The following is a 1,578-nucleotide window of genomic DNA, read 5'->3' as shown; positions in this document are numbered from 1 at the left end:
GATGATATCTCGGTATCGTATAAAAGAATTTTATTTTTCCTGTTCGAAATATACGTTCTAATTCATTCAAGTCGATGCCTTCATTCGTACGTTTAATGCCGATTACAGGAATTTTATTTATTTCTAGATATTCAATATATAAATGATATGTTGGCTGTTCAATTAATATCGTTTCGTTTTCATTCGGAAATGGTATAGAAGTTAGTATTGCAAGCGCCTGCTGCACACCTGACGTTATAAAAATATTTTCTTCTTTTGTGAAGACTTGATAGTTTGCCAGTTGTTTTTGAATGACTGGAATTAATGATGGTAAACCCTTCGGTGTTCCGTATACAAACAAATCATTTTTATATGTATCAATCGCTTTATTAATGCAATGCTGAAAATCTAAGTATGGAAAAACATCTGGATCTGGGGCCGAAGAAGCGAAATCAATAATCTCGTTACTTTCTACGTAACTTCCAGATTTCTTAACAACGTAGTATCCACTTTGAGGTACAGAATAAATAATATGACGCTTTTCCAATTCATGCAGCGCTCGTATTACAGTCGCCTTATTACATTCACATTGTGTAACAAGCGACCGTATAGACGGTAATTTCTTTCCTTCTTTTATCTCACCATTTTGAATCATACTTTCTAAGTCGTTCAAAACATGTAAATATTTATACATCATTACACCTCCTATTTTTTTGTACCGGTACAGTTTGTATTTGTTCACATTGTAGCACTAGATCAGAAGGATTACTATGTACTTATACTGGCCAGTAAGAAATCAACTACTATGAGGTGGAATTATGACAAATACAACAAAAGCATATATATCAGCATTACTCTATTCATTTATTATTGGGTTTTCATTTATGTTTGTGAAACTAGCACTAACCATTACGAGTCCTCTTGATACTCTGGCTCACCGTTTTACAGTTGCCTTCATAGCAGCAACCATTCCGGTTATTTTCGGTTTTGTAAAGTTAAATATATCATTTAAAAACATACTTACACTTTTACCACTCGCAATATTTTATCCAGCATTGTTCTTTGCTTTCCAAGCATTTGGCTTAGTATATACAAGTTCATCTGAAGCTGGAATTATACAAGCAGCGATCCCTATATTTACGATGATACTAGCTTCCTATTTTTTAAAAGAATATACGAATACATGGCAAAAAACATCAGTATGTATTTCTGTCATAGGTGTCATTTATATATTTGTTATGAATGGTATAGGGGCTCATGAAACGAGCTTTATCGGTGTTATTCTCATTTTATTATCGGCATTATCATCTGCTTGCTACAATGTATTAGCTCGAAAAATGACAAAGAAATTCAAGCTGATGGATTTAACATACACAATGACAGCAATCGGTTTTATTGGTTTTAATTTCATCGCAATCATTGACCATATGAACAAAGGTACAATAACTGTATACTTTAAGCCATTTACGAATGGAACATTCCTTATCTCCATTTTATATTTAGGATTACTATCTTCCTTACTGACAGCATTGTTATTAAACTATTCATTATCTTATATTGAAGCAGCTAAAATAAGTGTTTTTAGCAACTTATCTACAC

General features: G+C 32.6%; 2 protein-coding genes. One reads left to right on the top strand and one right to left on the bottom strand.

What is annotated here, in order from left to right:
* Positions 1-673, bottom strand: a 673-nt coding sequence (locus AC1DTM_RS25770) for an aminotransferase class I/II-fold pyridoxal phosphate-dependent enzyme (protein WP_477001218.1), incomplete at its 3' end; no start/stop codon positions are given.
* A 124-nt stretch (positions 674-797) separates the two neighbouring features.
* Here AC1DTM_RS25770 and AC1DTM_RS25765 point away from each other — a divergent pair.
* The coding region (locus tag AC1DTM_RS25765; protein WP_477001217.1) for a DMT family transporter at positions 798-1,578 on the top strand (781 nt) is incomplete at its 3' end.

It is taken from the genome of Bacillus sp. P4_D3, from assembly GCF_056401855.1.
The sequence above is the reverse complement of the archived record's forward strand: the minus strand, read 5'-3'. Positions and strand labels throughout refer to the sequence as shown.